This window comes from Novosphingobium sp. THN1, assembly GCF_003454795.1.
Taxonomy (GTDB): Bacteria; Pseudomonadota; Alphaproteobacteria; order Sphingomonadales; family Sphingomonadaceae; genus Novosphingobium.
Genome location: NZ_CP028347.1, coordinates 1,862,094 through 1,883,138 on the forward strand (window position 1 = coordinate 1,862,094; position 21,045 = coordinate 1,883,138).

21 protein-coding genes, 1 tRNA gene and 1 pseudogene are annotated in these 21,045 nt (G+C 60.3%); 11 read left to right on the forward strand and 12 right to left on the reverse strand.

What is annotated here, in order from left to right; genetic code table 11:
- Positions 1–108: 108 nt before the first annotated feature.
- The 7 genes from C7W88_RS09330 to C7W88_RS09355 all read left to right on the forward strand — a co-directional run bounded on the left by C7W88_RS09330 (position 109) and on the right by C7W88_RS09355 (position 4,951).
- Positions 109–345 carry an acyl carrier protein gene (locus tag C7W88_RS09330; protein ID WP_011444997.1) on the forward strand — a complete coding sequence of 79 codons (237 nt, stop codon included), beginning with the start codon at positions 109–111 and terminating at the stop codon, positions 343–345.
- A 134-nt stretch (positions 346–479) separates the two neighbouring features.
- Positions 480–1,742 (forward strand): beta-ketoacyl-ACP synthase II, encoded by a 1,263-nt coding sequence (gene fabF, locus C7W88_RS09335; protein WP_118073327.1) that lies wholly within the window; start codon positions 480–482, stop codon positions 1,740–1,742.
- 11 nt (positions 1,743–1,753) lie between these two features.
- Positions 1,754–2,731, forward strand: coding sequence for an endolytic transglycosylase MltG (gene mltG / locus C7W88_RS09340; RefSeq protein WP_118073328.1), 978 nt, complete (start codon positions 1,754–1,756; stop codon positions 2,729–2,731).
- Positions 2,732–2,959: 228 nt separating this feature from the next.
- Positions 2,960–3,121, forward strand: a complete 162-nt coding sequence (locus C7W88_RS24710) for a hypothetical protein (RefSeq protein WP_370073112.1) — start codon at positions 2,960–2,962, stop codon at positions 3,119–3,121.
- Between the two features lie 29 nt (positions 3,122–3,150).
- Positions 3,151–3,522 carry a 2'-5' RNA ligase family protein gene (locus C7W88_RS09345; protein WP_370073113.1) on the forward strand — a complete coding sequence of 124 codons (372 nt, stop codon included), beginning with the start codon at positions 3,151–3,153 and terminating at the stop codon, positions 3,520–3,522.
- Positions 3,519–4,799, forward strand: a complete 1,281-nt coding sequence (locus tag C7W88_RS09350; protein WP_118073329.1) for an adenosylmethionine--8-amino-7-oxononanoate transaminase — start codon at positions 3,519–3,521, stop codon at positions 4,797–4,799. Before C7W88_RS09345 ends, C7W88_RS09350 begins: the two co-directional genes overlap by 4 nt.
- A 76-nt stretch (positions 4,800–4,875) precedes the next feature.
- Positions 4,876–4,951 (forward strand) — tRNA-Thr (locus tag C7W88_RS09355).
- On the opposite strand, the gene C7W88_RS09360 is transcribed toward C7W88_RS09355, so the two are convergent.
- The 6 genes from C7W88_RS09360 to C7W88_RS09385 form a co-directional block, all read right to left on the reverse strand.
- A complete protein-coding gene (locus C7W88_RS09360) occupies positions 4,922–6,547 on the reverse strand; it encodes a recombinase family protein (RefSeq protein ID WP_118073330.1) in 1,626 nt (541 codons plus the stop codon). The two genes, C7W88_RS09355 and C7W88_RS09360, sit on opposite strands and share 30 nt — an antisense overlap.
- Positions 6,548–7,121: 574 nt before the next feature.
- Entirely contained in the window at positions 7,122–8,087 is a 966-nt protein-coding gene (locus tag C7W88_RS09365) for an aldo/keto reductase (RefSeq protein ID WP_118073331.1), read from the reverse strand.
- The gene (locus C7W88_RS09370; protein ID WP_205525153.1) at positions 8,084–8,752 is read right to left on the reverse strand and encodes a hypothetical protein; all 669 of its coding nucleotides are present in this window, start codon (positions 8,750–8,752) and stop codon (positions 8,084–8,086) included. Before C7W88_RS09370 ends, C7W88_RS09365 begins: the two co-directional genes overlap by 4 nt.
- The gene (locus tag C7W88_RS09375; protein WP_118073332.1) at positions 8,739–8,924 is read right to left on the reverse strand and encodes a 4-oxalocrotonate tautomerase family protein; all 186 of its coding nucleotides are present in this window, start codon (positions 8,922–8,924) and stop codon (positions 8,739–8,741) included. The genes C7W88_RS09370 and C7W88_RS09375 overlap by 14 nt, the downstream gene beginning before the upstream one ends.
- A gap of 11 nt (positions 8,925–8,935) precedes the next feature.
- A complete protein-coding gene (locus tag C7W88_RS09380; RefSeq protein WP_205525154.1) occupies positions 8,936–9,889 on the reverse strand; it encodes an alpha/beta fold hydrolase in 954 nt (317 codons plus the stop codon).
- Positions 9,890–9,919: 30 nt separating this feature from the next.
- The gene (locus C7W88_RS09385) at positions 9,920–10,282 is read right to left on the reverse strand and encodes a hypothetical protein (RefSeq protein WP_118073334.1); all 363 of its coding nucleotides are present in this window, start codon (positions 10,280–10,282) and stop codon (positions 9,920–9,922) included.
- Between the two features lie 86 nt (positions 10,283–10,368).
- Between C7W88_RS09385 and C7W88_RS24715 the strand changes: the two are divergent.
- From C7W88_RS24715 to C7W88_RS09395, 3 genes and pseudogenes are all read left to right on the forward strand, one after another.
- Positions 10,369–10,515: pseudogene (locus C7W88_RS24715) on the forward strand (LysR family transcriptional regulator); the annotation flags it as partial.
- A 42-nt stretch (positions 10,516–10,557) separates the two neighbouring features.
- Positions 10,558–11,277 carry a substrate binding domain-containing protein gene (locus C7W88_RS09390; protein ID WP_240344508.1) on the forward strand — a complete coding sequence of 240 codons (720 nt, stop codon included), beginning with the start codon at positions 10,558–10,560 and terminating at the stop codon, positions 11,275–11,277.
- A 6-nt stretch (positions 11,278–11,283) separates the two neighbouring features.
- Positions 11,284–11,913, forward strand: coding sequence for an alpha-ketoglutarate-dependent dioxygenase AlkB (locus C7W88_RS09395; protein WP_118073336.1), 630 nt, complete (start codon positions 11,284–11,286; stop codon positions 11,911–11,913).
- 113 nt (positions 11,914–12,026) lie between these two features.
- On the opposite strand, the gene C7W88_RS09400 is transcribed toward C7W88_RS09395, so the two are convergent.
- The 5 genes from C7W88_RS09400 to C7W88_RS09420 form a co-directional block, all read right to left on the reverse strand.
- Positions 12,027–12,632 carry a tyrosine-type recombinase/integrase gene (locus tag C7W88_RS09400; RefSeq protein ID WP_118073337.1) on the reverse strand — a complete coding sequence of 202 codons (606 nt, stop codon included), beginning with the start codon at positions 12,630–12,632 and terminating at the stop codon, positions 12,027–12,029.
- Positions 12,633–13,055: 423 nt separating this feature from the next.
- On the reverse strand, positions 13,056–15,437 hold the full coding sequence (locus tag C7W88_RS09405; protein WP_118073338.1) for a molybdopterin cofactor-binding domain-containing protein: 2,382 nt from the start codon (positions 15,435–15,437) through the stop codon (positions 13,056–13,058).
- Positions 15,434–15,952: a (2Fe-2S)-binding protein gene (locus tag C7W88_RS09410; protein ID WP_118073339.1), complete on the reverse strand. Its 519-nt coding sequence runs from the start codon at positions 15,950–15,952 to the stop codon at positions 15,434–15,436. The genes C7W88_RS09405 and C7W88_RS09410 overlap by 4 nt, the downstream gene beginning before the upstream one ends.
- Positions 15,953–15,994: 42 nt before the next feature.
- Entirely contained in the window at positions 15,995–16,990 is a 996-nt protein-coding gene (locus C7W88_RS09415) for an aldo/keto reductase (RefSeq protein ID WP_118073340.1), read from the reverse strand.
- Positions 16,991–17,011: 21 nt separating this feature from the next.
- Entirely contained in the window at positions 17,012–17,839 is an 828-nt protein-coding gene (locus C7W88_RS09420; protein ID WP_118073341.1) for an SDR family oxidoreductase, read from the reverse strand.
- Between the two features lie 142 nt (positions 17,840–17,981).
- Here C7W88_RS09420 and C7W88_RS09425 point away from each other — a divergent pair, with 142 nt between their 5' ends.
- Positions 17,982–18,923: a LysR family transcriptional regulator gene (locus tag C7W88_RS09425; RefSeq protein WP_118073342.1), complete on the forward strand. Its 942-nt coding sequence runs from the start codon at positions 17,982–17,984 to the stop codon at positions 18,921–18,923.
- Positions 18,924–19,264: 341 nt separating this feature from the next.
- Here the strand turns inward: C7W88_RS09425 and C7W88_RS09430 are convergent, their stop codons facing one another.
- Complete coding sequence (locus C7W88_RS09430; RefSeq protein WP_118073343.1) at positions 19,265–20,932, reverse strand: alpha-glucosidase; 1,668 nt, start codon at positions 20,930–20,932, stop codon at positions 19,265–19,267.
- Positions 20,933–21,045: the final 113 nt, after the last annotated feature.

Sequence of the window (21,045 nt, forward strand, 5' to 3'; positions counted from 1 at the left end):
GGCGTGCGCTGAGGTGATCCACAGCGCGCCTCTTGCCAGCGCCCTTTGCGTTGATTAGGGCGAAGACCGAAACAGATAACCAACCGCTTTCCTTCGAAGGGGCATTTCATGAGCGATACCGCCGACCGCGTTAAGAAGATCGTTGTCGAGCACCTCGGCGTCGAGGCTGACAAGGTCACCGAAGAAGCCAGCTTCATCGACGATCTGGGCGCTGACTCGCTCGACATTGTTGAGCTGGTGATGGCGTTCGAAGAAGAATTCGGCGTCGAGATCCCCGACGATGCGGCCGAGAAGATCTCGACCGTTTCGGACGCGATCAAGTACATCGACGAAAACAAGGGCTGATCGCCCACATCCCCCTATTGCCCTGAGCGTGTCGAAGGGCTGCCAAGGCACTCGATGTCGGGCAGGGGAGGACTTCGGCAGGCTCAGCCCTAATTCAGGGGCTGGGCCTGTTTGCTTATTTTCCGGAGAATTCAATGCGTCGTGTCGTCGTAACCGGACTTGGCCTCGTCACCCCACTGGGCGCGGACGTGGAAACCGTGTGGAAGAACCTGCTTGCCGGCAAGAGCGGGGCAGGGCTCATCACCAAGTTCGACACCAGCGACCAGAAGTGCAAGATCGCCTGCGAAGTGAAGCCTGCTGACCACGAGTACGGCTTCGATGCCGGCAAGCGCGTCGATCACAAGATTCAGCGCCAGGTCGATCCCTTCATCGTCTTCGGCATCGATGCGGCCGGTCAGGCGCTGGAAGACGCCGGTCTCGCCGACATGGACGACGATCTCAAGATGCGCACCGGTTGCTCGATCGGCTCGGGCATCGGCGGTCTTCCCGGCATCGAGAGCGAATCGATTGTCCTGCACGAGAAGGGGCCGGGTCGTGTTTCTCCGCACTTCGTCCACGGCCGCCTGATCAACCTGATCTCCGGCCAGGTCTCGATCAAGTACGGCCTGATGGGACCGAACCATGCTGTTGTCACGGCTTGCTCGACTGGCGCCCACTCGATCGGCGATGCCGCGCGCATGATCAAGGACGGCGATGCCGACGTGATGCTGGCAGGCGGCGCGGAAAGCACCATCAACCCGCTGGGCGTGGCAGGTTTTGCGCAGGCTCGCGCCCTCAACTGCAGCTACAATGACCGTCCGGAAGAGGCAAGCCGTCCTTATGACAAGGACCGCGATGGCTTCGTGATGGGCGAGGGTGCTGGCGTTGTGGTGCTTGAAGAATATGAGCACGCCAAGGCGCGCGGTGCAAAGATCTACGCCGAAGTCGTCGGTTACGGTCTGTCGGGCGATGCCTATCACGTCACTGCGCCGCACCCGGAAGGGAAGGGCGCCGAACTCGCCATGCGCATGGCTATGCGCAAGGCGGGCATGGAGCCGGGCGACATCGACTATGTCAACGCCCACGGCACCTCGACAATGGCCGACACCATCGAACTCGCCGCAGTCAAGCGCGTGCTGGGTGACGACCTCGCGGGTGCTTCGATGAGCAGTACCAAGTCGGCCATCGGCCACCTGCTCGGTGGCGCCGGCGCGGTCGAGACGATCTTCTGCATCCTTGCGATTCGCGACCAGATCGTTCCGCCTACGCTCAACCTGCACAATCCTGACGAAGGCACAGAGGGTGTTGACCTCGTGCCGCTCAAGGCCCGCCAGCGCAAGGTCCGCGCGGCGTTGAACAACTCGTTCGGCTTTGGCGGCACCAATGCCAGCGTGATCGTCAAGGCGATCGAAGACTAAGGACGCAAGCGATGGCCCGCCGTCGTCGATCAAGGCTGCCGCTATTTGCGGCAGCCTTCGTCCTTCTGGCCGCTGCGGCGTGGCTGGTCGGCGGCTGGTATGCGTCCGGCCCGCTTGAGAAGCAGCTTGAATTCGATGTCGGCGAAGGCGAGGGACTGAGCCTGCTGGCCGATGATCTGCAGGCACAAGGCGCGATCGGTTCGGCCATGCTGTTCAAGCTGCGGGCAAAGCTGCTCGGCGGCGGCACTGAGATCAAGGCGGGTTCTTTTCTGATCCCCAAGCGGGCCAGCGAAGCGACGGTTCTCGAAATCCTCAAGGGTGACAAGGTCATCCGCCGCCTGATCACCATTCCAGAAGGCATGCCGTCGATCCTCGTGGCAGAGCGCCTGTCAGCCAACAAGGACCTGACCGGCGAGATTTCCGCTCCCGAGGAAGGCTCGGTCCTGCCGGACAGCTACGATTGGCAAAAGGGCGAACCACGCGCCGCAGTGCTCAAGCGGATGCAAGCAGCAATGGACAAGACGCTGGCCGAGCTTTGGGCCAAGCGCACTGCACGGACTGTCGCCAAGACGCCGCAGGAAGCCCTGATCCTCGCCTCGATCGTCGAGAAGGAAACCGGCAAGCCTGAAGAGCGTCGCATGGTTGCCGGGCTCTACTCCAACCGTTTGCGCAAGGGCATGTTGCTGCAGGCCGATCCGACGATCATCTACCCGATCACGAAGGGCAAGCCGCTCGGCCGGCGTATTCGCCAATCCGAAATCCAGGCGGTGAACGGGTACAACACCTACACGATGGTAGGCCTGCCAAAGGGACCGATCACCAATCCTGGACGCGATTCGATCGCTGCGGTGCTGGATCCTGCCGAAACGGATGCTTTATTCATGGTTGCCGATGGGACCGGCGGTCACGTCTTTGCGGACACCTTGCAACAGCATAATGCCAATGTTGCCAAATGGTTCGCCCTGCGGAAGGCACGCGGCGACCTGTGATACCGCGCCATTCCGGCAGGATTTGCGTTAGTCATGGGTTCTTCCATTCTTAAGTGACATCGCTTAGGTGTACACACCGGAGGCACGGGAGGAGCTTGCTTCTCCAGTATCCAGGGAACATTCCGGCTGTGCCGGGCAGCGGACGCATGCCGCAGTTTCGACTTTGCCGAATGTTCCCACTTCTCCAATTCACTTGAAATTGCTGCGAATGCTGCTCAGGCAGGCGACGTGGTCTCGCCTTCTTCCCGAACAGCTCCGCTGGTGGTGACAGCTACCCTGCCGCCAGACTTGCAGGCCCGGTTCGACCGTCTGCGCCGCGCCCACTTTCCCGCAGAGCGCAACTGGATCGCAGCGCACGTCACGTTGTTCCATTCCCTGCCCCGCAGGTAGAGGCGGAGGCGCGCGATCTGCTGTCCCGGATGGCAAGCGCCACGCCGCCGATCGATGCGCAGGTGCGGCAGGTCATGGATCTTGGCACAGGCACCGCGTTCCTGATCGAAAGCCCTGCCATGAGCGCCTTGCGCGATGCGATTGCCGAGCACTTTCATGGAATGCTGACGTTGCAGGACAGCCATCGCCCCCGTCTCCATGTGACCGTCCAGAACAAGGTCTCGCAAGGCGAAGCGCGCGCATTGCAAAAGCTGCTGACAAGCAATTTCGAGCCGTCCCGCTTTGCCTTTGCCGGACTGGCGCTGCACCGTTATCTGGGCGGGCCATGGGAGGCGATCGGACGCTGGCCGTTCCGAGCGGCCCCTCAGCACAGACTCAAGAGGACAAGGACAGTCACATGACCGCCCCAGACTGGTTCGACACGGGTCGGAAGCATGTGTGGCTCCCGTACACCCAGATGCAAACTGCCAGAGCGCCGCTTCCGGTGGCTTCGGCGGCCGGTACTCGACTTCGTCTGTCCGACGGAAGGGAACTGATAGACGGCATTTCCAGCTGGTGGGCCTGCGTCCATGGCTACCGCCATCCCCACATCGAAGAAGCGGTGCGCCGCCAGCTAGAAACGCTGCCCCATGTCATGCTCGGCGGTCTGGCCCACGAGCAGGCCTATACCCTCGCGCGGCGGCTCGCTGCATTGCTGCCCGGCGATCTGGACCACGTTTTCTTCAGCGATTCCGGCTCGGTCGCAGTCGAAGTCGCAATGAAGATGGCTTCGCAATATTGGCTCAATCGCGGACGGCGCCGAGTGAAGTTCCTCTGCTTCAAAGGCGGCTATCACGGGGACACTTTTGCAACGATGAGCGTTTGCGATCCGGATGAAGGCATGCACAGCCTGTTCAAGGGGGCATTGCTCGATCAGATCGTGGTCAACCTCCCAACAAATCCTGCGGAAGAGGCTGCGCTTGGCGAACTGCTCGATCGTCATGGTCATGATCTTGCCGGCATTGTTGTCGAGCCCTTGGTGCAGGGCGCGGGCGGCATGGTGTTTCACGATCCGTTTACATTGCACGTGCTGCGTCGCCTTGCCGATGCGCACGAACTCCTGCTGATCTTCGATGAGATCTTCGTGGGGCTCGGGCGACTTGGCGATGCGATGTTCGCCTGTGAGATCGCCGGCGTCCAGCCTGACATTGTCACATTGTCGAAGGCCTTGACCGGCGGGACCCTGCCGCTTGCCGCCACGATCGCAAGTCGGCGCATTCACGAAGGTTTCCTGTCCGACGATCCGATGCATGCGCTGATGCATGGGCCGACCTACATGGGCAATGCCCTGGGTTGCGCTGCCGCCAATGCTTCGCTTGATCTTTTCGAACAGGAGCCGCGTCTGGCTCAAGCCAGCGCGATCGGTCGGCAACTCCAGACGTTGCTCGAACCTGCCCGCGCTTTGCCTGGGGTAAGGGACGTGCGTGTGCGCGGTGCCATCGGCGTGATCCAGCTGGATGGTCCTGCGCCCGCCGATCGCCTGTCCGCCAGCTGCATTTCAAGTGGTGTCTGGCTTCGTCCGTTCCGCGATATCCTGTACACCACGCCCCCGCTCATCGCCAGCGAGGAGGATGTTGCGCACATCGCCAACGCCATGGTTTCGGCTGTCAGCGAATGGAGCGCCGACCGGGCAACTTGAATCGATCCGGCACCGGCGAAAAAGGGTTGCCTAGCACCCAGGTGCTGGCTAAACGGCGCCCCTGCCCAAGAGGCACGCCGCTTTAGCTCAGTTGGTAGAGCACATCATTCGTAATGATGGGGTCACGTGTTCGAGTCACGTAAGCGGCACCACTGCTGGTCAAAGCTGGGCACCATGCCCGGTTTTACCGGTAGACCAGTCGAGACCCCGCTTTCGAGGGTTGAGACTCGGCCTGAGATGACGATTGTTTCACTCGAGATGGTCACCGCATCCACAAACATCTTGATGTAAGCTGACCGCAGGGTGTTGTCCTTGTCGCGCAGTTTTGCCGACAGCAACTTGCCGAAGCGCTTGATAGTGCCCTCGTCAATACGACGCTTGCCTTGGGCGAGTTGCCTTTCGAAAATGTCTATCTGGCTAACGACAAGCGCGAGGTCCGACCGGTTCGTCGCGATGCGTTCTGCCAGCTGCGGGTCCCGAAGGGTCATCACCCCATTCTCCACAAGCATGAGAAGATTTGTCATGGCCTTATCAAGACGGGTCTTTTCCGCTCGTGCAGACGACAGGTTTGCCTGCAGGCTTTCACGCTTGCGATCGGATTGATCCAGAAGGCCGGAAAGAAGATTCAGAAGCCGCTCTGGAGCAAGCAATTCACTCTCGAGGGCCGAGATCACGATCTCGTCGAGCTTTTCTCTCCGGATTGAAGGGCAGGGGCATTTTCCCCCGCAGTTCACTCGATCGTTGCATGCGTAGTAGGCATATTGCCCACTCTTGCCGGTCCTGATCGTCAGTCCTGCTCCGCAGCCAGGCATTCCGCATCTGACAATGCCAGTAAGCAGAGTAGTGCCAGCCGAGACATGTGGAGCCGAGCGCATGGGGTTGCGCTCGGCGCTAGCTGCACTCGCTCTTTCAAACTGCTGGACTGTGACAATTGCTGGGACCGGAACGGCGATTGCATCTGAAATGTCCGGTTTGACGTTATAGTCGTCAGCAGTCATGTCGTGGTAGACGCCTGTGTAAATTGACCGCTTCAAGATCCCGAACACATTGCCATTGTTGAACCTCTTACCCCGAAACTTAACGCCGGATTGGTTGAGGTTTTTTGCAATCCAGCGAACCCCGCGACCCACTTCAGCCCAGTCGAAGATCTGTTTCACGACAGCAGCCACTTCCGGAATGATTTCCAGCTTCTTGCGTTGCTTTTCACCGTCGACGCGCGCCGTGTAGGAGCGATAGCCAAAGGCTACCGGTCCGCCATTGTAGAACCCCTGCCGGGCGTTCTCGCGCCTACTTTTGCGGGTCATCATCGCGGTGTCGTAAGACTGTTGTTCGGCCACCACGGCGACAATGTTACGGCCAAGCCTCGAGTGCTGCCCGTTTCCAAAATTTTCCGTGATGGAAATGGGTTGGACACCCGCATCTTCCAGAGCGCCAGTGGTGGTAATGAAAAGGCGCATGTCGCGGGCTAGTCGGTTGAACATGTAGAACAGGACAGCATCGACAGGATGAGATTCGTCAGTCGCGAGCTTGATCATCTTCTTGAACTGGGGACGCTTGTCGTTCGTCCCACTATAGCCAGAGTCAGCAAATTCTTCGACGATCTCGAAGCCATTTGCCTTGGCGTATTCCAGAAGCGCGTGACGCTGCGCGTCAATGCTTTGCGGCTGACCACCCTCCTTGTCGGCAGACAAGCGCATGTAGATGTATGCACGACGCTTAGCGGTCTGCGCGGACTTCTTGTTTGCCAATTTCGTCTACCCTTCGTTTTGCGAAGATCGACGCCAACATCCTACAGGAGGCAGTGAGGCGGTTCCGAGACCAGTGCTCCGCTGCGTAGTGCCGCACAACGGGCCTCAGGTGCGCTATCGTCTAGCCAGTTGCATCGCTTGCAGGATTTACGATGACATCGATCAATCCTGCTTGGCTGCCGAATACTGGCTCGTGTCGCTGCAATTTACCCCTGGGAAAAGCATCACGCGAAGGGAGTAAACCGCTCCCATCTAGCTGACCGTGTGCTTTTCCTGAGAATAGCTAGCGAACAGCCTCGAGCGCTGGCTAGAGAGCCGCTTTGTCAGTTGCGATAAGATGGCCAATAAAGGCTCGAATCCTTACTGCTTGTCGGCGTACCTTCTACCCGCCCTTCATCAAGTCAAAGGTTGCGAACGAACCGGAAAGGCAGCTTATGGTCCGCGAAATCGGGATAGCCGCCATTCACCCGCTCAACACCTACGGTCGCGTTCGACCAGATCACGCCGTTTCAATGCCGCACCGGGAATGGCGGTTTTCTTCGACATTTGCCTTTGGAAATCCAGCCTACACGGCTTAGGACACGCCCTTTTCAATCTCGGTCCAAAGATCTGGCGGGATTGGGTCCTGAAGCATCAGCGCATTTTCGCGCACCTTGAGCGGCGATTTGGCCCCTGGCACGATGGCCTGAACCGCAAGGTGGCGGGCGCAGAACTGTAACGCGGTGGCCTTCAGGCTGACTCCATAACGCGCACACACCTGCGCCAGACGATCGCGCTGCGCAATCCGCTGCGCACTGGCGGGGCGGTAATCGTCATATGGCCCATCGGCCAGAATGCCGGAATTATAGCACCCGCCCAGCACCACCGGCACACCACGCCGTAGGCACTGGGCTAGCAGGTCCTCCGCGCTACGATCCAGCAATGTATAACGTCCCGAAATGTGGATGATATCAGGATCAGCCTGCTCCAGCGCGCGCAGACATGGCTCGATCACATTGTTGCCCATGCCCCATGCGCGGATCACGCCCTGATCGCGCAACGTCCGCAAGGCGCGGAAGGCTCCATTCATCGCGATCGGCCAATGTTCTTCCCACTCTGGTCCCAGATGATCTGCGCCCAGATCATGCACATAGACGATGTCGATCCGGTCCAATCCAAGGCGCTGAAGCGAGTCCTCAAAGCTGCGCATGGCAGCGTCATAGCCATAGTCGACATGCGCGTGGAACGGCAGGCCGCCCTTGAACAGTCCCGCCTCGTCCGAACTGGGGCCGTGGATGATCTTTGGCGCGGCTGATTTTTCCCGGCCGGGGCACATCAATCGGCCGACCTTGGTGGAAATGACGAAATCGTCGCGGGGCATCTGGCGCAGGAAGCGACCAAAGCGATGCTCGCCCAGCGTGCCGCCATAGACCGGCGCGGTATCGAAATGCCGTGCGCCGCTGTGCCACGCTGCCTGCATGGTGGCGTCGGCGGTCGCCTCGTCGATGGGAGCGAACATGTTGCCCAATGGCGCACCGCCAAACCCCAGCTTTTTGATCATTGGCGCATGACCTTGATGTTGCGGAAATGGGCGATGGTGGCCGTTTCGATCCACAGACCCACGCCGCCACGCAAATCCGCACCCAGCTTCAGATCATTGACGATCAACACCGGCGAGGCACGGTGATCGAGATAGAGCTTGGCCTGCGCCCCCGTTACCTCGATCCGCATGTGCACCCAGCGATCAGGCGCAATGTCGGCGGCGGTCTCGTATCGCTCCGGGCTTTCGCGGCGCAGACGGTCAAAGCGCCAATCGGGAAAGGCCGCATATTGCACCGCATGGTTTCGCCGCACCTGATCATCGGCCACGCCATTGGTTGGCCGCAGGTAAAAACTTTCAAACCGCGCACCATCATAGCGGAACGCCAGCCCCACAAAGCCGCGGGCAAATGCGGGCGCGTCGGGAGCAAGGCTCGCCTTCACCTCGGCCTCGATCACCCCGTCGTGAAAATCGATGGGCAACCACGCCATGAAATCCCGGTCGGCCAAGGCTTCGCGTGAGGGATCCTGCCAATATTGGCGCTGCATGGACAGGCGCAGACCCTCGGTATCCTTAGCCAATTCCACCCCTTTGACCTGAAACGCGGACGGCGCCGGATCGGCGGCATGAGCCGAGGTAGCCAGCGCCAGCGAGGCTGCCACGCCGATGGCGCTATTCCTGCGCATACAGCTTCCCCGCTCCTGCCCAGTCCGAAGGCTTCACATCCTCAAAGATCACATAGACATAGGATGGATCCGTGCCGGTATTGCGGGCAATGCTGTCGGTAATTTCGGCAGCAACCTTGGCCTTTTGGGCCGTGTCTTTGCCTTCAAACCAACTGACGCGAACGACGGGCATGGGATGCTCCTTTATTGATCAAGAAACTGAGTCAGGTCGGCCACAAATTTGACCGGGTTTTTATAAGCCAGCAGGTGATCGCCATGTTCGGCGGCGGTGTAGACAAACACGCGGGCATCCCGGATCTGGCGCGCAGCCCAGTGCTGGCTGGCCACATTGGCGCTCAATTCGCCGGTAAAGAAGGCAGTGGGACGGTCGATCTTATGAGAGATCACGTCGCGCCAATCGTTGCCCGCATGGTCGCGCATCACCAGACCCATGTGCACCATGTCATTGTGGATGAAGGCATCGGAAAAGCCCTGTGAATTCTCGAAATAGGGTGTGCGATCCCGCATCAGACGGGTGAACAGGTCACTGCCATCAGTCTTTGGCGCCAGCGCGGCGCGGAACCCATCATAGCTGTCGGCAATCGCGCCTGCATCGCGGCGTTGCTCGTCGGTCCAATCCGATCCGGCGATCAGGGAGATCCCTTCGTCGATAAAGACCAGCCTGCGCATGCCTTGCGTGCCATACAGGTCGATGTGGCTCCAGATTACACTGGCACCCATCGAGTGGCCCACGTAATCAGCCTCGCCCACTTGCGCCGCCGCGCGAAATTCATGCAGATCGGCGGCATAGCGGGCAATCCGCGTGCCATAGCCCACGCGGCCAGACAGGCCCTGATTGCGCGGATCCAGCACCAGCACGCGATGGTTGCGTGCCAGTAGCCACATCACATTCACATATTCCGCCCCATTGGACGACCAGCCGGGAATGATGACGATGGGCCGCCCTGTTCCGGCCTCCCACCATGTCATGCGCACGCCGTCACTGGTGGTGAAGCTGTTGATAGCCAGTTCGGGGAAGTCGGAGAGCCTGGTCGGCATGCCCTCGATTTTGTTCGGGAAAACGTAATCCCGGCCCAAAGCTTCGATAGCGGGCTTGGCAAAAGCGGGCGTGGTGATGGTCACGGCAAAGGCTGCCATCCAGAGCGGGAAGCGCATGAGATCAATGCTTCAATTCAATGCGGACGGCTTCGAAATCTTCATCGCCAATGTTTTCCATCTGGTGTGGCCCTGCCTCTTCCCAGATGGCCAAACCTTTGACTGAATCGGCAGTGTTGCTCTTGCCATCAGGCCTGGTCCCGCGCAGCTTGCCCCCGTCAGCATGACCGTCACCGAATGGGGGTGGTCATGCATGTTGCCCTTGGAATGCGCCGGATATTTGATCCGCAGGATACGCACATCGGCATTCTCGAACTCGACAGTGTAATGCTGCGGATCGGCGGTGGGTGCATCAGGAATGGGCTTCGCGTTGGTTTGCGCCATGGCTGTGACGGGCAAGAGAGCGGCTGCAATATACAAGAGGCTGCGCATCATCGGGGCCTTTCAAATGAAGTTGCCCCTCTTTGCATCCGTCATGTCTGCAATGGAATGCAGGACATTTTCCGGTTACAGTGGACAATATGTCCTCAATTGCTCATCTGGAATCGCTCTCAGGCTTGTCAGCCTTCGTCGCCACGGTGGAAACCGGCGGTTTTGCGGCCGCAGGCAGACGCTTGGGTATGTCGTCCTCGGCCATCGGCAAGGCGGTGGGGCGCATGGAGGAGCGATTGAGGATCCGCCTCTTGATCCGCACTACAAGGCGCGTCAGCATGACCTTTGAGGGGGAACAACTTTATACCCGTGCCCAGCGCTTGCTGGATGATCTGCGCGACATGGAAGGCGTGCTGACCGCGCAACGCCGTGCGCCAGTGGGGCGGATCAGGGTCAGCCTGCCCGCAACGCTGGGGCGCATGGTCATCATTCCTCATTTGGCGGAATTTGTGGCCTGCTTTCCGGGGATCGAACTGGATATCGGGCTGGATGACCGCAAAGTGGATCTGGTCGAGGGCGGCTATGATCTGGCGGTGCGCACCGGTACATTGGAAGACAGCGGGCTGATTGCGCGCCGCCTTGCGCCGCACCGTTTTGTGCTGTGCGCAGCGCCTGCCTATCTGGCTATCCGGGACGCGCCGCTGGCTCCGGATGATCTGGCGCATCATGCCTGCCTCCGCTTTCGCTACCCTTCCACCGGACAATTGGAGCGCTGGTCATTCGATGGCCGCGAGATGGATCGCGAATTGGGCGCGGGCGCGGTGTTCAACGATGGAGAGGCGGTGGTGCTGGCGGCGCAGGCAGGCATGGGCGTGGCGCAATTGCCCGATTATGCCGCAGCGCCTGCTTTGGCAGATGGGCGGCTGGTTGCGCTGCTGCCCGATCAGCACTGTGAACGCGGCGCCTTGTGGTTGGTGCGTCCTTCCCACCGCGCGAGCTTGCCCCGCGTTGAAGCGTTTGCCACTTTCCTTGCCGACACCCTGCATCGGGCAGAATGACTGACCATGGACCTGTTCAACGAAATCCGCCCGATTGCCTTGGCAGATGCGCGGGTCATCTATCATCCCAGCCCCGATCTGGGCCTGCATCCCGACGCGATTTTCTCCGCCCTGCGCGCCGAAATCCCTTGGGAGCAGCATAGCGTCAACATCCATGGTCAGATCATTCCTCAGCCGCGCCTGAGCAGTTGGCATAGTGAGGTGGTCCACACCTATTCCACGCTGGCCCATGTGCTGGTGCCGCATCCATGGAGCGGCGTGGTTGCGCATCTGCGTGAGCGCGTAGAGGCCATTTGCGCGGCGCGTTTCAATTCGATGCTGGCGAACCTGTACCGTAACGGCCAAGACGCGATTGGCTGGCATGCGGATGATGAGCCGGAACTGGGGCCTGCGCCTGTGATCGCTTCGCTGAGTTTCGGGGCGGAACGGGTTTTCCACATGCGCCGCAAAGACGATCATGCGCAGGTGAAACGCATCACGCTGGAACATGGAAGCTTGCTGATCATGGCTGGCACAATGCAACGCCATTGGCAGCACGCCGTCATGCGCACCGCCAAACCGATTGGGGAACGCATCAATCTGACCTTTCGCCTGACGGCAGGGTCTGAGTCTTCGTCCATTCGCGAGGCAAACTAAACGGAAGTGTCAGCGGGCAGTCCAGAACCCTCCATTCGAACTGTTCGCTTGGAACGTGGTTTTGTTGCAGGGCATAAAAGTTAGCTCCTCGCCAGCAGCGAGGAGCTACTTGGTCAAATTTCGGTATTCTCGGCAAGGGCAAGCGCGTCTTCCACATCGATCCCGAGATAGCGCACCGTATTCTCGATCTTGCTATGGCCGAGCAAAATCTGAACGGCGCGCAGGTTGCCTGTCGCCCGGTAGATGATCGAGGCCTTCGTCCGGCGCAGCGAGTGGGTGCCATATTCGCTTCGCATCAGGCCCACCCCGGTCACCCATTCATCGACAAGCCGAGCATATTGGCGGGTACTGAGATGGCCGTTGCGATCGACCCGGCTTGGAAAGACATAATCGTCCACCGTGCCGCCACGGCGTTCAAGCCATGCCAACAGACTGGCTCGGGCGTCAGGCAGCAATTCAAACTGCACAGGTCGGCCAGTCTTCTGCTGCATCACGATGGCGCGTGTTCGGATCTGCCCGCCACTGACAATGTCGCCGATTTTCATCTGCACGAGATCACAGCCACGCAACTTGCTGTCGATTGCGAGGTCGAACAGGGCCCGATCTCGTAAGCGATGACGCTGATTGAGGTAGAAGCGGATCTCCCAAATTTGCTTCGGCTTTAGGGCCCGCTTCGCGCCAACGGCGCGCCCAGCGTTCCAGGCCTGACGCGTGGGGATGTGGGTTGGGGTTCAGGCATTTCCATGTTCATTCTCCGATGGCCAGAATTGGCCAACGGAAGAACGTCAGTTGGTCGGCGACGTCCCCTGACTATTCGTCGCAGGAATGGTCACTCACATCCGTTTGCACTTCCCAAGCCCTCATACTCGGTTTGTTGCCCGGCTTTGCGATAGAGGAAAGGGTGTACTCGCTCTGAGGAATGGCGGGTTTCGGCGTCGTCAGCCATTACCCTTAGCCTTCGCTACTGTCCGCTATGTCCCATGATAAGGCGTTCAGCCTCCGGCCGCATCCGACCAACTCATGCCATTCCAGGCTAACGCGGGAATGTCAGCTTCGGCCCAAAACTTGCCTCTTGTTTTCGGTGAAATCGATTATCTGCAGCGTCCGAAACCCGGCTTAGCGTCCACCGGGCTTCTTGGCTATCAAGCGTGAAGCTTGATGGCCGCTCGAACATATTCGGGCTTTAGAGGAATGCGCCTGATGGGCTTTCCAGTCGCATCCATGACTGCCGCCGCAATGGCAGGCGAGGCCAAGGCATTAGCGCTCTCTGAGCCTTGGCCGTAAATGCCCACGGTGGGGTTGTCGGTGATTACAACCTTCAGTTCGGGCATCTCAGCCATGGTGAGGATGGGATAGCCAGTCCAATCCTTGGCCGTCACGGCACCCTTATCGAAGGTCAGCTCCTCGTGCAGTGCCTGGCTCACACCCATCAGGCAACCGGCCTGGATCTGTCGGCGCAACTGGAGCGGGTTGATAATGATGCCGACGTCGGCAACGATCGTCATGCGCTCGACCTTGACCTCGCCGCTTGCGGGAATGACCGTCACCTTTGCAGCGCAGGCCCAGTAGCCGTTATCGCGCAGCATGATCGAAACGCCTTGCCCCCTGACCGGATCGCTGCCGTTGCTTCTGGCTTGGGGTGAGGGCGATGGCCGGTTCTCCCACTTCGCTTCGCTGCGCAACCGCTCAAGGATAGCTACGAAGCGCGGGTCGGTGACATGGTCGAGCCTGAACTGGAGCGGATCCCTTCCGGCCAGCATCGCGGCTTCGCTTATCGCGATCTCACGCGGGCAATTCTGCTGGAATTGGATTGGCGTACGCATGGAATGGCTGCGAAGGCCGGCAGCGCCTAAGGCTTCGTTCTGGCCGGGGTGTGCGCCTCCCTTGGCCTGCTCATGCACGGCAGGCACTGCGCCGTAGACCCAGGTGTCGGTGACGTTGAGCACCGTGCTCTGGAAGCCATACGTCGTTTCAGCTGAGGGTGCAGGGATGACCGGCAGACCCGCCAGCAACGCGCCGACAAGGCGATCATCCTGCATTCCGAGTCCGATGTGCGATGCTTCATAGGCTGCCATCCTTCCGGCGTCATCGAGCGCGATGCGGATGTCCGAGATCATCGCCGGTGATTGCGTCGACCATTGCATGTCGTCGGCGCGCATCCATTGCACTCGCACTGGTCGCCGCAATTCGCGCGAGAGAACGACCGCCTCGTCCTCGCTTCCGGCGCTGCCGCCGTTGGAGCGGCCATAATGCCCCGCGCCCGGATAGGTGCGCACCACTACCTTTTCTTCATCGCTTCCCAGCATCAGCGCGATCATTCGCCGCAAGTGCTGGGGATTCTGGCTATGCGTGTGAAGCCATACTGAGCCGTCCTCGCGATAGTCGGCAAGGCTGACCATTGGGCTGATCGGAGCATGCTTCTGGTAAGGCATCAGATAGCTTGCCCGAAGTTCGCGCATAGTCTTGACCGACGAAGCCTCGCCCTTGTTTGCTCGGCCCTCGCGCGCTGGCGTCGGGTCTTCAGTCGCAATCCTTCGCAAGTGTTCTGTCAAGCGCTCGTTGCCGGGAAGACCTTCCCACTTTGACCACTCGCTACCGTCTGCGACCGACTGTGCAGCCTGAACCGCCTCCCATTCGTCCGGAGATACAACGGCAAGCAAGTTGTCGATGCTTACCAGTCGTGCGCCGGGGAACTGTTTGCCATCGAGCTTACCCGGCGCAATCAGCGTCGATCCCAGCGTAGCCGGATGGATCGTGCGTGCATGGAGCATTCCGGGCAGTGTCACGTCGCCCACCCATACCGTCTTGCCTGCAACCTTGGGCGCTATCGAAGGGTTGAGCACCGGCTTGCCGATGATGGTGTAGTCCTTCACCGGCTTCAGCGGCGGATCGGCATCCACGCGCAGCCCCATCGGCATGGTCAGGTCGCCGGCAATCGGGATGACCAGATGCAGGTCTTCGCCCGCCAGCAGTTCGCCATAGCTTATGGCTTTCGTTGCGCCGGAGATTACGCCTTCGCGAACAGTTAGGCTGGCGCGGGGCACCGCGAGCCGCCTAGCCGCCAACTCAAGCGAAGCCTCACGCATCAATGCTGCGACCTTGCGCAGGTTCTGACCGTAGCGCAGCAGGCCGAATGTGCCACCCCCATCCGGTGTGCGGTCAGTGTCGCCTGAGACCACCTCGGTCATTGCTTCCAGAGGGACGCAGAGTTCCTCCGCTACGATCTGGCGATACGCGGTGTAGATCGTGCTCTGCCCAAAATCGCACTTTCCTGTGCGCAACAGGACGGTGTTATCCGAACGGATCTCGATCCAGCCATTGACGGTAGCGGCTGAATGAGCATGTGAATTGGCTTTGCTGGCGTTTACCCGCGCAACAGCACTGCGACCACCCATCGCGAAGACGGCAGCGAGTGCGCCTCCTGCAGCGAGGAACCCGCGCCGGCTGACACCCATCAAGCGGGCGCCGTGGACATTGATATCGTAGATGATTTTCGCTTCGGACTTCGAGGGTGAACGGATCATGCCGACTCTCCCTGCATCATGAGCTTCGCCGCACGGTGAGCGCCTTCGAGTATTGCGGCATAACTGCCGCAGCGGCACAGGTGCGGCGACGGGCCTGACGTGGTCAAAGCTTCCCGAATGTCCTGATCAGTAGGCTTGGGATTGGCCTCGAGCAGTTCGGTGACCTTGATCATCATGCCGAACTGGCAGATCCCACACTGGGGCACCTGTTCGTCGATCCACGCTTGCTGCACTGGATGAAGCGTGCCTGCGGACATCTTTCCCTTCTGGCTGGCCCAGCGTTGGGGAAGACCGTCCACGGTGGTCACCGGTTTGCCTTCCAGCGCCGAGATAGGGGTCACGCAAGCACGCACTTCCTCGTCGCCCAGCAAGACCGAACAGGCGCCGCACTGGGCAAGTCCGCATCCAAATTTGACCCCCATGACGCCCAGTTCATTGCGCAGGACGTAGAGGAGCGGGGTGTCAGGCGATGCCTTGACCTTACGCTGCTGACCGTTGACCACGATGGTGCTCATGTCGCTACTGCCTTTCCAATTGCTTGCCAGAATCAGAGCCTGTCAAAGACCAGTCGCTGCCTCACCAGCAGGAGTGTAGCGCGCTCCTTCCACGCTTACGGTCGCCAGGAGCGCTTCAATCTCGGCAAGATCCTTAGGCGAGAGGGCGATGTCTGCTGCGCCAAGGTTTTCCTCGAGCCGATGCAGCTTGGTAGTGCCAGGGATCGGCACGATGAAGGGTGCTTTGGCCAAGAGCCATGCGAGCGCGATCTGCGCAGGGGTCGCGCCACGGTCAGCCGCGATTTTCTTCACAAGGTCCAGCAACTTCAGGTTGTGAGCGAAAGCTTCGGCCTGAAAGCGCGGCAGGGTGCCGCGGAAGTCACCTTCGGCCACCTGCTCGGCGCTGGCGATACCGCCAGCAAGGAAGCCCTTGCCGAGCGGCGAATAGGGCACAAGGCCGATGCCGAGTTCATGGCAGGCGTCAAAAATACCGTTTGTCTCCACCTGCCGCGTCCACAGCGAGTATTCGTTCTGAAGTGCCGCTACGGGCTGCACCGCGTGGGCGCGCCGTATCGTGGCGGCGCCCGGCTCCGACATGCCGAAGTGCTTGACCTTGCCCTCTGCGATCAGGTCCCGCACTGTGCCCGCCACGTCCTCGATTGGCACCTTGGGATCGACGCGGTGCTGGTAGAACAGATCGATCGCATCGACGCGCAAACGCTTGAGCGAAGCCTCGCAGACGCGACGGATCTGTTCGGGGCGGCTATCCACGCCGCGCATTGCGCCACTGTCGGGGTCGATATTGAAGCCGAACTTGGTTGCGATCACGACCTCGTCGCGGAACGGTTCAAGGGCTTCGCCGACCATGTCCTCGTTTGTCCATGGGCCGTAGACTTCGGCAGTGTCGAAGAACGTGACGCCACGTTCAACGGCGGCGCGGATCATGGCAATGCCATCAGCGCGAGACAGCTTGCTGCTGTAACCGAAGTCGATGCCCATGCAGCCATAGCCGAGGGCGGAAACAGAGAGGCCAGATTGGCCCAGAGTGCGACTATGCATTGTTCAACTCCTTGAGAAGGCTTAGCCGGGCTGCCGGATCTTGCCCGCAAACATCGCGGCAATGATGCCGCCGTCGATCAGCAGATCGGTGCCGGTCACGAAGCCGGCATCCGGTCCAAGCAGCCATGCGCAGGCTAGAGCGATTTCCTCAGGCGGCGCCATCCGGCCTGCAGGCGACGCATCGACCATCGCCCGGTAGCCATCACCGATTGGGGAAGCGAGTTCGTGGCGCGCGAGCGGGGTCACCACGATGCCGGGACTGACCGCATTGACCCGCGCCCCCCGGTTGCCCCATGACAATGCCGCCGCCCGTACCCGCAGCGCGTTGGCCCGCTTGGCCAGGCAATAGGCGACCATCGAATCCGGCACGAACTCACGCCCGAGGAACGGCAAGGCAAGCAGTTTATCGGCGGGCGTGAAGGCCAGTGCCTGTTCCTGGTCAGCTGGAAGCTGGGGCAGCATGTGGCCCGCCATGCTCGAGACGATCAAGCCCGCCCCGCCGGGTGCAATCACGCTTTCGAACACCTCGAACACCAGCGCCGAGCCATAAAGATCGACTTCAAGCACCCGCTCGGGCCCAGCCATGTTGGGTGATGCACCAGCGGTGTTGACGACCTGAACGACCGTGCCAAGTGCGGCCGCACGCGTAGCCAGCGCTTCGACAGACTGGCGCATGGTGGTGTCAACCGGCTGCGTTTGCACCTGATAGCCGGCATCGGTCAGGCGCTGTGCGGCGGCTTCAAGGACGGTAGCGTTGCAATCTGCCAGCAGCAGCTTGCGGCCGAACCCCTGCCTGCGTGCGATTGCCTCGCCGATACCGCCCGCGCCGATGATAACTACAACGTCCATGGGTCACTCTTCCTGCTCGAGACCGGCATTCTTCTGCCCTGCTTGCCGTCAGCGCCATTGCATCTTGGAGAGGAGCATAGACCAAGTGATTATTGCCGATTAGACGTGTCTTTCTGCATGAACCTATATCGAAACGAGATAAATGATGCGCGATGAGCTGGGCGATCTGTCGACGTTTCTGGTCGTCGCCGAGGAGCGCAGCTTCACCCGTGCGGCGGCGAGATTGGGAACGTCGCAATCGGCAATCAGCAATGCCGTGCGCCGGCTGGAAGCTCATCTCGATATCAAGTTGCTTGCGCGCACAACGCGCAGCGTGAGCCCCACCGAAGCCGGGGAGCAATTGCTTGCAACCCTGCGGCCAGCACTCAGCGACATTCGGCAGCAGATCACCTTGCTGGCCAAGCTACGTGAGCGCCCCTCCGGCACTGTGCGCATCACCACCAGCCGTCATGCTGCCCAAACGGTCCTGTGGCCTGCGGTCGATGCAGTGCTGGCCCGCTATCCCGAGATTCAGATCGAATTGTCGATCGACGGTGCTCTGACCAACATCGTGGCGGACAGGTTCGATGCGGGTGTGCGCCTGGGCGAGAGCCTGGAGAAGGACATGATTGCAGTGCGCATAGGCCCGGACTTGCGCATGGCCGTAGTAGGTTCACCTGACTACCTCACAAAGCATGCGCCGCCGAAAACTCCACGTGACCTGATTGCGCACCGCTGCATCAACTTGCGCATGGCGACCCGCGGCAATCTCTATGCGTGGGAATTCGAGAAGGCGGGGCAGACTCTGAACGTGCGCGTGGAGGGGGCTCTGATCGTCAACGATAGCACTCTGGCGATCGAGGCAGCACTGGCTGGTCGCGGCCTGGCCTGTGTAATCGAAGACGACGACCTGCACGAGCATCTTGCGTCTGGCCAACTGGTCCGCTTGCTTGCCGACTGGTGCCCGCCTTTTGCCGGCCATCACCTGTACTACCCCGATCGGCGCAATCTCTCGCCAGCGTTTCGCGTGCTTCTGGAGGAGTTGCGTGCGAGGGCTCAGCGAGACGGCTCGCAGCATGACGAGCAAACCATGCCGCGTGTGTAAAAGATGGGCCAAGTGATGTCACATTCGCCAAGTGTCGCCCTTGGCTATTTTGCCAACGAGAAGCTCAACGGAATGACAGCTGGGCTTGGATCACGTCAATCGAGTGAAGGGTTACAAACGTGAATGAACGACCGCTCTCGACCCCATGCTTCGGCCCGCTGAACGTCGTTTTTTAAGGCGGCAATTGGCACGCGCTTCTAAGTCTCCGGAGAGGCAGCCGCCGACCAGAATGGAACATTGCCTTCTCGTCATTGGAACGTCCGAGTATGTTCGATGCTGTCATTCAGTGGCCCAATTCAGCCTTGCAAAATCTGTATTCGACAGGATGCGCTTGTCCGCCTTCAGAGCCAGATGGCAAAAGCCTCATACGCTTCCAACCTGGCGCCTGGGTGGGTCGAAACCTGTCGGCCGGTCATGATGTCTGACCCCTGTACCGCAGGAATGTCGGACTGGGGCAGGTCGATGGTCTCGCGCGACATGTTGGCAATCACCAGCAGCGTGTCAGTGCCGAGGCTGCGTTCATAGACCACTAGCGCTGGATGATCGGGCAGGAACAAGCGGAAATCGCCGTGGCGGATAACCGCGTGTTCTTTCCGCAGCGCGATCAGGCGGCGATAGCGCTGGAACACGCCATCATGATCGGCGCGGTCCTGTTCCACGTTGAGCGCAGGATAGTTCGCGTTGACGGAGATCCATGGGTTGCCATTAGTGAACCCTGCGTGGCTTTCGGCTGACCACTGCATCGGGGTTCGCGCGTTGTCGCGGCTGTTGGCACGAGCACCGGCCAGAAATGCCCACTCGTCCACGCCTTCGGTGAGTTGGATGCGGTGGAAGTTCAGCGTTTCAACATCCCGGTACTGATCGATGCGGCTGAACTCTGCGTTGGTCATGCCGATTTCTTCGCCCTGATAGATGTAGGGGGTGCCCTCCATCAGGTGCAGGATTGTCGCCAGTGCCTTTGCCGATGCGACGCGATGCTCGCCCTCATCGCCGTAGCGCGAGACTGCACGCGGCAGGTCATGGTTGCCCCAGAACAGCGAGTTCCATCCTTTGTCGTGGAGCGCGGCTTGCCAGGTGGCGAACGTCGCCTTCAGCTGGGGCCAGTCGATAGGCTTTGGTTTCCACTTACCCAGCTTGTCGTCCCAGAACTGGGTGACATGGCCAAACTGGAACACCATCGAAACCTCGCGGCGTTGAGGCGCGCTGTAGAGCGGAGCGTTTTCAGGAGTAGCGCTCCACGCTTCGCCGACAGTGACCGCGTTCCGCCCGGCGAGCGTCGCTTCGTGCATTTCCTGCAGGTAGCGATGGAGCTCCGGGCCATCGGCAACGATCCCCGCCTCGGGCTGTTTGCCGATCAAATCGATCACGTCCATCCGGAAGCCGGCGACACCCTTGTCGAGCCACCAGTTCATCATGGCTTGGATTTCGGCCCGCAGGGCCGGGTTGGTCCAGTTGAGATCTGGTTGCTGCGGGGCGAAGAGGTGGAAATACCAGTCGCCGCTCTCGGCGTCCCTGCTCCATGCCGGGCCACCGAACGACGCCTCGATATCGGCGGCCGAACCTTTGACCGGTGGCTGGTCGCGCCAGATGTAGTAGTCCCGGTAGGGCGAATGCCGATCCGCTCGCGCAGCGCGGAACCACGGATGCTGATCCGAAGTATGGTTGACCACCAGATCCATGACAATGCCAATCTTGCGCGCACGCGCCTCGGCAATCAGGCGATCCATATCGTCCATCGTGCCAAAGATCGGGTTTATCGCCCGATAATCGGAGATGTCGTAGCCATTATCGACCATTGGGGAAGCATAGACCGGCGAAAGCCAAATAAAGCCGATACCCAAGTCAGCGAGATGATCGAGCTTGCTGATGATCCCGGGAATGTCGCCAATGCCGTCGCCGTTGCTGTCGGCAAAGCTGGCCGGATATATTTGGTAGCCGACCGCCGATTGCCACCAAGCGGAATCGTCGTGATCATGATCCGCGCAAAACGAACCGGGACCAATGGTCATTGCCGCCTCTTTTCCCAACTGCTTCCTGCTCGTGAATACAATCGATTGCATACTGTGTCGATGCGAGCAAGGCAGAATTGCTATGCGTTGGACGCGCTCGACTGCGGGCCACG

Bases quoted from the DNA above. Each gene is read 5' to 3' on its own strand.
- C7W88_RS09330 (WP_011444997.1), top strand. From the start codon at position 109: ATGAGCGATACCGCCGACCGCGTTAAGAAGATCGTTGTCGAGCACCTC.
- fabF (WP_118073327.1), top strand. From the start codon at position 480: ATGCGTCGTGTCGTCGTAACCGGACTTGGCCTCGTCACCCCACTGGGC.
- mltG (WP_118073328.1), top strand. From the start codon at position 1,754: ATGGCCCGCCGTCGTCGATCAAGGCTGCCGCTATTTGCGGCAGCCTTC.
- C7W88_RS09345 (WP_370073113.1), top strand. From the start codon at position 3,151: ATGGCAAGCGCCACGCCGCCGATCGATGCGCAGGTGCGGCAGGTCATG.
- C7W88_RS09350 (WP_118073329.1), top strand. From the start codon at position 3,519: ATGACCGCCCCAGACTGGTTCGACACGGGTCGGAAGCATGTGTGGCTC.
- C7W88_RS09365 (WP_118073331.1), bottom strand. From the start codon at position 8,087: ATGATCAAAAAGCTGGGGTTTGGCGGTGCGCCATTGGGCAACATGTTC.
- C7W88_RS09370 (WP_205525153.1), bottom strand. From the start codon at position 8,752: ATGCGCAGGAATAGCGCCATCGGCGTGGCAGCCTCGCTGGCGCTGGCT.
- C7W88_RS09375 (WP_118073332.1), bottom strand. From the start codon at position 8,924: ATGCCCGTCGTTCGCGTCAGTTGGTTTGAAGGCAAAGACACGGCCCAA.
- C7W88_RS09380 (WP_205525154.1), bottom strand. From the start codon at position 9,889: ATGGCAGCCTTTGCCGTGACCATCACCACGCCCGCTTTTGCCAAGCCC.
- C7W88_RS09385 (WP_118073334.1), bottom strand. From the start codon at position 10,282: ATGATGCGCAGCCTCTTGTATATTGCAGCCGCTCTCTTGCCCGTCACA.
- C7W88_RS09390 (WP_240344508.1), top strand. From the start codon at position 10,558: ATGACCTTTGAGGGGGAACAACTTTATACCCGTGCCCAGCGCTTGCTG.
- C7W88_RS09395 (WP_118073336.1), top strand. From the start codon at position 11,284: ATGGACCTGTTCAACGAAATCCGCCCGATTGCCTTGGCAGATGCGCGG.
- C7W88_RS09405 (WP_118073338.1), bottom strand. From the start codon at position 15,437: ATGATCCGTTCACCCTCGAAGTCCGAAGCGAAAATCATCTACGATATC.
- C7W88_RS09410 (WP_118073339.1), bottom strand. From the start codon at position 15,952: ATGAGCACCATCGTGGTCAACGGTCAGCAGCGTAAGGTCAAGGCATCG.
- C7W88_RS09415 (WP_118073340.1), bottom strand. From the start codon at position 16,990: ATGCATAGTCGCACTCTGGGCCAATCTGGCCTCTCTGTTTCCGCCCTC.
- C7W88_RS09420 (WP_118073341.1), bottom strand. From the start codon at position 17,839: ATGGACGTTGTAGTTATCATCGGCGCGGGCGGTATCGGCGAGGCAATC.
- C7W88_RS09425 (WP_118073342.1), top strand. From the start codon at position 17,982: ATGATGCGCGATGAGCTGGGCGATCTGTCGACGTTTCTGGTCGTCGCC.
- C7W88_RS09430 (WP_118073343.1), bottom strand. From the start codon at position 20,932: ATGACCATTGGTCCCGGTTCGTTTTGCGCGGATCATGATCACGACGAT.